We start from the raw sequence: 5,283 nt of genomic DNA, 5'->3' as shown, positions 1-5,283 counted from the left end.
ACGGGCTCCGGCGTCGGAGCGACGGCAGGCCGGGCGGGCGCTTCGGCCCGACGCTGACGGGCGGCGAGTTCGGCCTCCTCGCGCAGGACGGCCAGAAGCCCCTCGTCGAGGCTCCGGCTGGGCGGGGCAACCGTTCCGGCCCAGAGCCTCCGCGACTCGGCGGTCTTTTCGTCCTCTTCCTCGTCGTCGTCGTCCTCGTCGATCGGCGGCAGGGACGGCGGCACAGGTCTGGCCGAAGCCCCCTGCAGGCGGGCGGCCTCTCCCTGCTCGGGTCGAGACGCAACGGCGCCGAACGGAGGCCTGGCCTCCGGCCCAGCCGCCGTTTCAGCCTGGGCCGTCTGCGGCAGGGCGGCCTCGGCGCGGGGCTCGGTGTCCGGCTTCCCGACTGTCTCCGGCCGATCCTCGCGGGGCGGCAGGGCGGGCGCTTCGGGCCGAGGATCGGCCGCGGGCTCTTCTCCATCGGGCTGCGACGGCAGGGCCACAGCATCGAGCGGCTGCGGCGCGGCAAAGGGGGGCGGCGCGCCGATCCCTTCCGCGCGGATCAGCGAGACCGGGCGCTGGAACCAGCCGTGACCGCAGTTCGAACATTGCACATCGCGGCCTTCCGGGGGGATCGCCTCGTCGGACACTTCATATTGCGCGTCGCAATTCGGGCAAATCAGCCGCATGTCCCTCGTCCTGCCCCGTTTTCTGGTTCTTGCCCCACCTTGTAGCGCCGTTGCCCCCGCCATCCAAGCCTCTGTGGCCCGCCCGGCACCGAGCCGCATTGAAACCGCAGACAGGTCGGTTAAGACTGCGGCCGCATTCGCGGGGACCCAGGGGAGTGACGGCGTGATCGCCTTCGACAATGTCGCCTACAGCTACGGCGGGGGAGAGCTCCTGTCCGAGGTCTCGCTGCGGCTGACGCCCGGCTCGTTCCATTTCCTCACCGGCCCCTCGGGGTCGGGCAAGTCGACCTTCCTCAAGCTCTGCTACGGCGAGCTGCTGCCCACCGTGGGCACGGTCACGATCTTCGACCGCGAGGTCCACAGCCTCGACCGCGACGAGGTCGCGCGGATGCGGCGGCGGATCGGCGTCGTGCATCAGGATTGCCGGTTCCTCGACCATCTGCCCCTCGCCACCAATGTGACCCTGCCGCTGACCGTGACCGGGCGCGAGAGCAACATGCAGGATCTGTCGGACCTGATGGCATGGGTGGGCCTGTCGCAGCTGGCGGACGCCCTGCCCCCCTCGCTCTCGGGCGGCGAGCGCCAGCGGGCCGCGGTGGCGCGGGCGATCATCACCTCGCCCGACCTGCTTCTGGCCGACGAGCCCACCGGCAACCTCGACTGGGAGATGTCGCTCAGGCTCCTGAAGCTTCTGGTGGAGCTGAACCGGATGGGCACGACCATCCTTGTCGCCACGCACGATCTGAACCTCATCCGCAGCGCCAAGCAGCAGGTGGCGGCGCGGGTGCTGCGCATCTCGCACCGCCGGATCCAGCTGGCGGGGGCGGACCTGTGACCCTGCGCGAGCTGCTGAGCGAGATCGCGACGCCCGACCGGCAGGCCGACCGGGTGGTGCCGCCCTCGGGCCACACGGCCTGGCTCACGGGCTTCACCGCGGGAACGATGGCCTTCCTCGCCGTCTTTGCGCTGGCGCTGTCGCTGGCGGCGGGGCGGCTCGCCGACCGCTGGGGCGAGGCGCTGGAGCGCACGGCCACCATCCGCATCTCGGCGCCCGAGGAGCAGATGGAGCTGCAGACGCAGGCCGTGCTCGATCTGCTGGCCGCCACGCCGGGCGTGGCCTCGGCCCGCGCGCTGACCGACGCCGAGGAACATGCGTTGCTCGAACCCTGGTTCGGCTCGGATCTGCCCCTCGACACGCTGCCGATCCCGCGGCTGATCGAGCTGCAGGAGGAGGGCCAGGGCTACGATGCGCAGGGCCTGCGCCAGCGCCTCGCGGCCGAGGCCCCGGGCGCGATCCTCGACGACCATCTGCGCTGGCGTCAGCCGCTGGCCACCGCGGCCTCGCGGCTGCGGCTGCTGGGCACGGTCTCGATCCTGCTCATCCTCGCCAGCACGGCCGCGATGATCACGCTGGCGGCCAATGCCTCGCTCGCGGCCAATGCGCAGGTGATCGGCGTGCTGCGCCTCGTGGGGGCGCGCGACATCTATATCGCGCGGGCCTTCGTGCGTCGCTTCACGCTGCGCGCGCTGGCGGGCGCCGCGGCGGGCACGGCCGCCGGTCTCGTGGCCGTGATGCTGCTGCCCTCGGCCGATGCGGCGGGCGGGGTCCTGACCGGCCTCGGCTTTCAGGGCGCGGGGTGGCTTCTGCCCTTCCTCCTGCCGCCCGTCGCCGCCGTCACCGCCTTCCTCGCGACCCGTGCCGCGGCCTTCCGCAAACTGAAGGAACTCACCTGACATGCGCACCGCGCTGCAATGGATCCGGTCCATCCTCTTCAACATCGTGATGTATGTCTCGATGATCGCCATCGCGCTGGCCTTCACGCCGCTGGTGCTGGTCGACCGCAAGTGGGCGCCGGTCTGGATGCGGATCTTCGCGCGCTGGACGCGCTTCACGCTGCGCTGGATCGCGGGGCTGCGGACCGAGGTGCGGGGCGAGATCCCCACGACCGGCGCGCTGATCGCCTCGAAGCACCAGAGCTTCCTCGATTCCATCCTGCTCTTCTCGGTGCTGCCCGCGCCGCGCTTCATCATGAAGAAGCAGCTGGCCTGGATCCCGCTGATGGGCTGGATGGCGCTCAAGGCGGGCTTCATCCCGGTCGACCGCGGCAAGCGGGGCGCGGCCATCAAGAAGATGATGGCCGATGTCGAGAAGGGCCGCGCGACGCCGGGCCAGCTCATCATCTATCCGCAGGGTACGCGCGTGGCCCCGGGCGCCCACCTGCCCTACAAGATGGGCACCGCCGCCCTCTACGGCCAGCTCGAGCAGCCCTGCTATCCGGTCGCGGCCAATGTGGGGGTCTTCTGGCCGCGGCACGGGATCTATCGCCGCCCCGGCACCGCGGTGGTGGAGTTCCTGCCGCCGATCCAGCCCGGCCACACGGCCGCGGCCTTCATGGTCGAGCTGGAGACCGCGATCGAGGGCGCCTCGAACCGGCTGATCGCCGAGGCCAGGCAGGGCTGAGCGGCCCGGCCCTCACCCGGCCACGGGGCGCACCATGGTGATGGCGGCATCGAAGCCGAAGACATAGCGCAGAAGCCCGATCCGGTGGCTGCGGATCGCGATGAAGCCCTGCCGCTCGTAGAGGGCGCGGGCGCGCCAGTTGGTGTCGATCACGTCGAGCCGCACCGCGGGATAGCCGCGCCGGACGGCCTCGGCGCAGATCGCGTCGAGAAGGGCGCTGCCGATCCCTTCGCTGCGCCGGTCGCGCGCGACGCAGATTCCGTCGAGAAGGAACCGGTCGTTGTCGACATCGCCCTGCAGCGCCCGCAGCACCAGCACGCGCCATGTGCCGCCCCAGATGCCATAGACCGCGCGCATGTCGGCACAGGTGCCGCCCGCGAAGCCGCCGACCGGCGTCTTGAAGCCCGCGAGCCCCAGCAGCCGGCCCTCGGCATCGACGGCCGCCAGCACATGGTCGGCCCGCATCACCCGCTCGAGAAAGGCCAGCGCCCGCGGCTCGGGCCCCATGACCCGGTCGAGCTTGCCGCCGAAGGCCTGCCAGTAGAGCTCGGCCGCCAGCCGCCGCTGCCCGGGCGGCAGCCCCTGCCGGATCTCGATCCTCATATCAGCGCGAGCCGCAGCTGTTCGGCCTGCCCCGCGCCGAGGATCCAGCCCTCCTCGGCCCGGCCCGGCCAGTCGGGCACATCCGCCAGAAGCGCTGTGAGCGAGCCGTCGCGCGCCATCCGCCAGAGCGCCCGTGCCATCAGCCGCACCTGCGCGGAATCCTTGATCTCGCCGTCGCGCGTGGCCTTGGAGATCGCAGGTCCGAGCAGCGACGGGTAGATCTCGGCCAGAACGATGGGGCCGGTGGCGGGCTCGAACGGCCAGGCCTGAGCGTGGAAGCGGCGGCGGAGCCGCGCGATCACCGGCAGCCCGAGCAGCGCCTGCGAGCCCACCGACCCCGTGGTATAGAGCTTCCAGACAGGATGGGCCTTCGGCACCGCCTGCTCGACCCGTCGGCGCTCGGCGATGCCCAGAGCCTCGTGGTCGCAGAGCTTGCGGTCGGGCAGATGGTCGAGCGCGAGCCCGCCCGGACGGCCCCAGAACGGCCCCTGCCCCGGAAAGCCCGCGTTGATCCGGTCGGCGAACTGGAAGCGGTTGTTGGCATTGTCCGGCCCGTCCTCGATCCGCGCCTCGAGCCAGTCCCAGAGCGCGGGCGCGAAGGCCTGCCCGGTCAGGCGCGGCGCGAAGCCTTCGGGATAGCCGAAGGGGAAGTCAAAGCCCGCGAGCACCCGCCGCCCCGCCGTCAGTTCGAAGGCGAAGAGGTCGTTCAGATGCGCCTCGGCATCGGCGCGGGTGCGGTGATAGCTTACCGTCTCGCCGAGCGGAGAGGCCACCCCGATCCAGATCGCATCCGACGAGGGCTTGCGCGGCGAGGGCACCGAGGCGCCCGACCAGTCGACCGCGATCACCGTGTCGAAGCCCGACCGCACCAGCCCCGAATCGGCGAGCAGGAAGTCGGCCAGCGCCTCGGTCTCGTCCAGATCGAGCACCGGCACCGGCAGGGCCATCTGCGTGTCGCTCGCCACCGCGCGCACCCACGGATCCTCGGGCTGCCGCAGCGGCTGGCCCGCGGCCTTGCGGAAGACCTCGATCTTCGGGTGGGGCTCGGTCTTGTAGCCCTCGACCAGCACCAGATCGACCGGCGCCATCCGCTCGAGGATGGCGGCAAGGCGCGGCGCCTCGCCGCGATGCTCGCGCGTGAGGATCAGGCGGCGGGGCCCCGCCAGCACCACTTCGGCGGCGCCCGCCGCGCGGTGGCGGTGGCTGTCGCTGCCGGGCGGATCGGGATCCACGTCATGATGGCTGTGCTTCACGGTCGAGACGCTGAAGCCGCGGGCGGCGATCGCCGCCACCAGCCGCTCGACGAGCCCGGTCTTGCCCGCATCCTTCCAGCCGATGATCCCGTAGACCCTCATGCATCCTTCCGCAGCAGCGATTCGGCCCGCGCGAGGTCTTCGGGCGCATTCAGGTTGAGGAAGGCGTTTTCGTCGGGAAATCCAGCCCGTGCGGCGCCATGCCGCGCCGCAAAGCCCATGACGCGCGCCTCGCCCGCAGCGAGCCACGCGGCCAGATCGTCCGCCACGGCCACCGGCCAGAGGCCGCAGGCCGGAT

6 protein-coding genes and 1 pseudogene are annotated in these 5,283 nt (G+C 71.7%); 3 read left to right on the top strand and 4 right to left on the bottom strand.

Going from position 1 to position 5,283, the window contains the following annotated elements:
- Positions 1-668, bottom strand: a 668-nt coding sequence (locus tag A9O63_RS17895) for a zinc-ribbon domain-containing protein (RefSeq protein ID WP_205631855.1), incomplete at its 3' end; no start/stop codon positions are given.
- 163 nt (positions 669-831) lie between these two features.
- On the opposite strand from A9O63_RS17895, the gene A9O63_RS17890 reads away from it, so the two are divergent.
- From A9O63_RS17890 to A9O63_RS17880, 3 genes are read left to right on the top strand one after another with little or no spacing between them, the layout of a single operon-like run.
- Positions 832-1,503, top strand: a complete 672-nt coding sequence (locus tag A9O63_RS17890; RefSeq protein ID WP_069333132.1) for a cell division ATP-binding protein FtsE — start codon at positions 832-834, stop codon at positions 1,501-1,503.
- A complete protein-coding gene (locus tag A9O63_RS17885) occupies positions 1,500-2,402 on the top strand; it encodes a cell division protein FtsX (RefSeq protein WP_069333131.1) in 903 nt (300 codons plus the stop codon). The genes A9O63_RS17890 and A9O63_RS17885 overlap by 4 nt, the downstream gene beginning before the upstream one ends.
- A 1-nt stretch (position 2,403) precedes the next feature.
- Positions 2,404-3,129, top strand: a complete 726-nt coding sequence (locus A9O63_RS17880; RefSeq protein ID WP_069333130.1) for a lysophospholipid acyltransferase family protein — start codon at positions 2,404-2,406, stop codon at positions 3,127-3,129.
- Between the two features lie 12 nt (positions 3,130-3,141).
- Here A9O63_RS17880 and A9O63_RS17875 read toward each other — a convergent pair whose 3' ends face one another.
- The 3 genes and pseudogenes from A9O63_RS17875 to A9O63_RS17865 form a co-directional block, all read right to left on the bottom strand.
- A complete protein-coding gene (locus A9O63_RS17875) occupies positions 3,142-3,732 on the bottom strand; it encodes a GNAT family N-acetyltransferase (RefSeq protein ID WP_069333129.1) in 591 nt (196 codons plus the stop codon).
- Entirely contained in the window at positions 3,729-5,087 is a 1,359-nt protein-coding gene (gene mobB, locus A9O63_RS17870) for a molybdopterin-guanine dinucleotide biosynthesis protein B (RefSeq protein ID WP_069333128.1), read from the bottom strand. The genes A9O63_RS17875 and mobB overlap by 4 nt, the downstream gene beginning before the upstream one ends.
- A pseudogene (locus A9O63_RS17865) lies at positions 5,084-5,283 on the bottom strand (molybdenum cofactor guanylyltransferase MobA); the annotation flags it as partial. The pseudogene A9O63_RS17865 and the gene mobB, both read right to left, overlap by 4 nt.

This window comes from Cereibacter johrii (genome assembly GCF_001720585.1).
Taxonomy (GTDB): domain Bacteria; phylum Pseudomonadota; class Alphaproteobacteria; order Rhodobacterales; family Rhodobacteraceae; genus Cereibacter_A; species Cereibacter_A johrii.
This window is presented reverse-complemented; position numbering and strand designations above follow the sequence as displayed.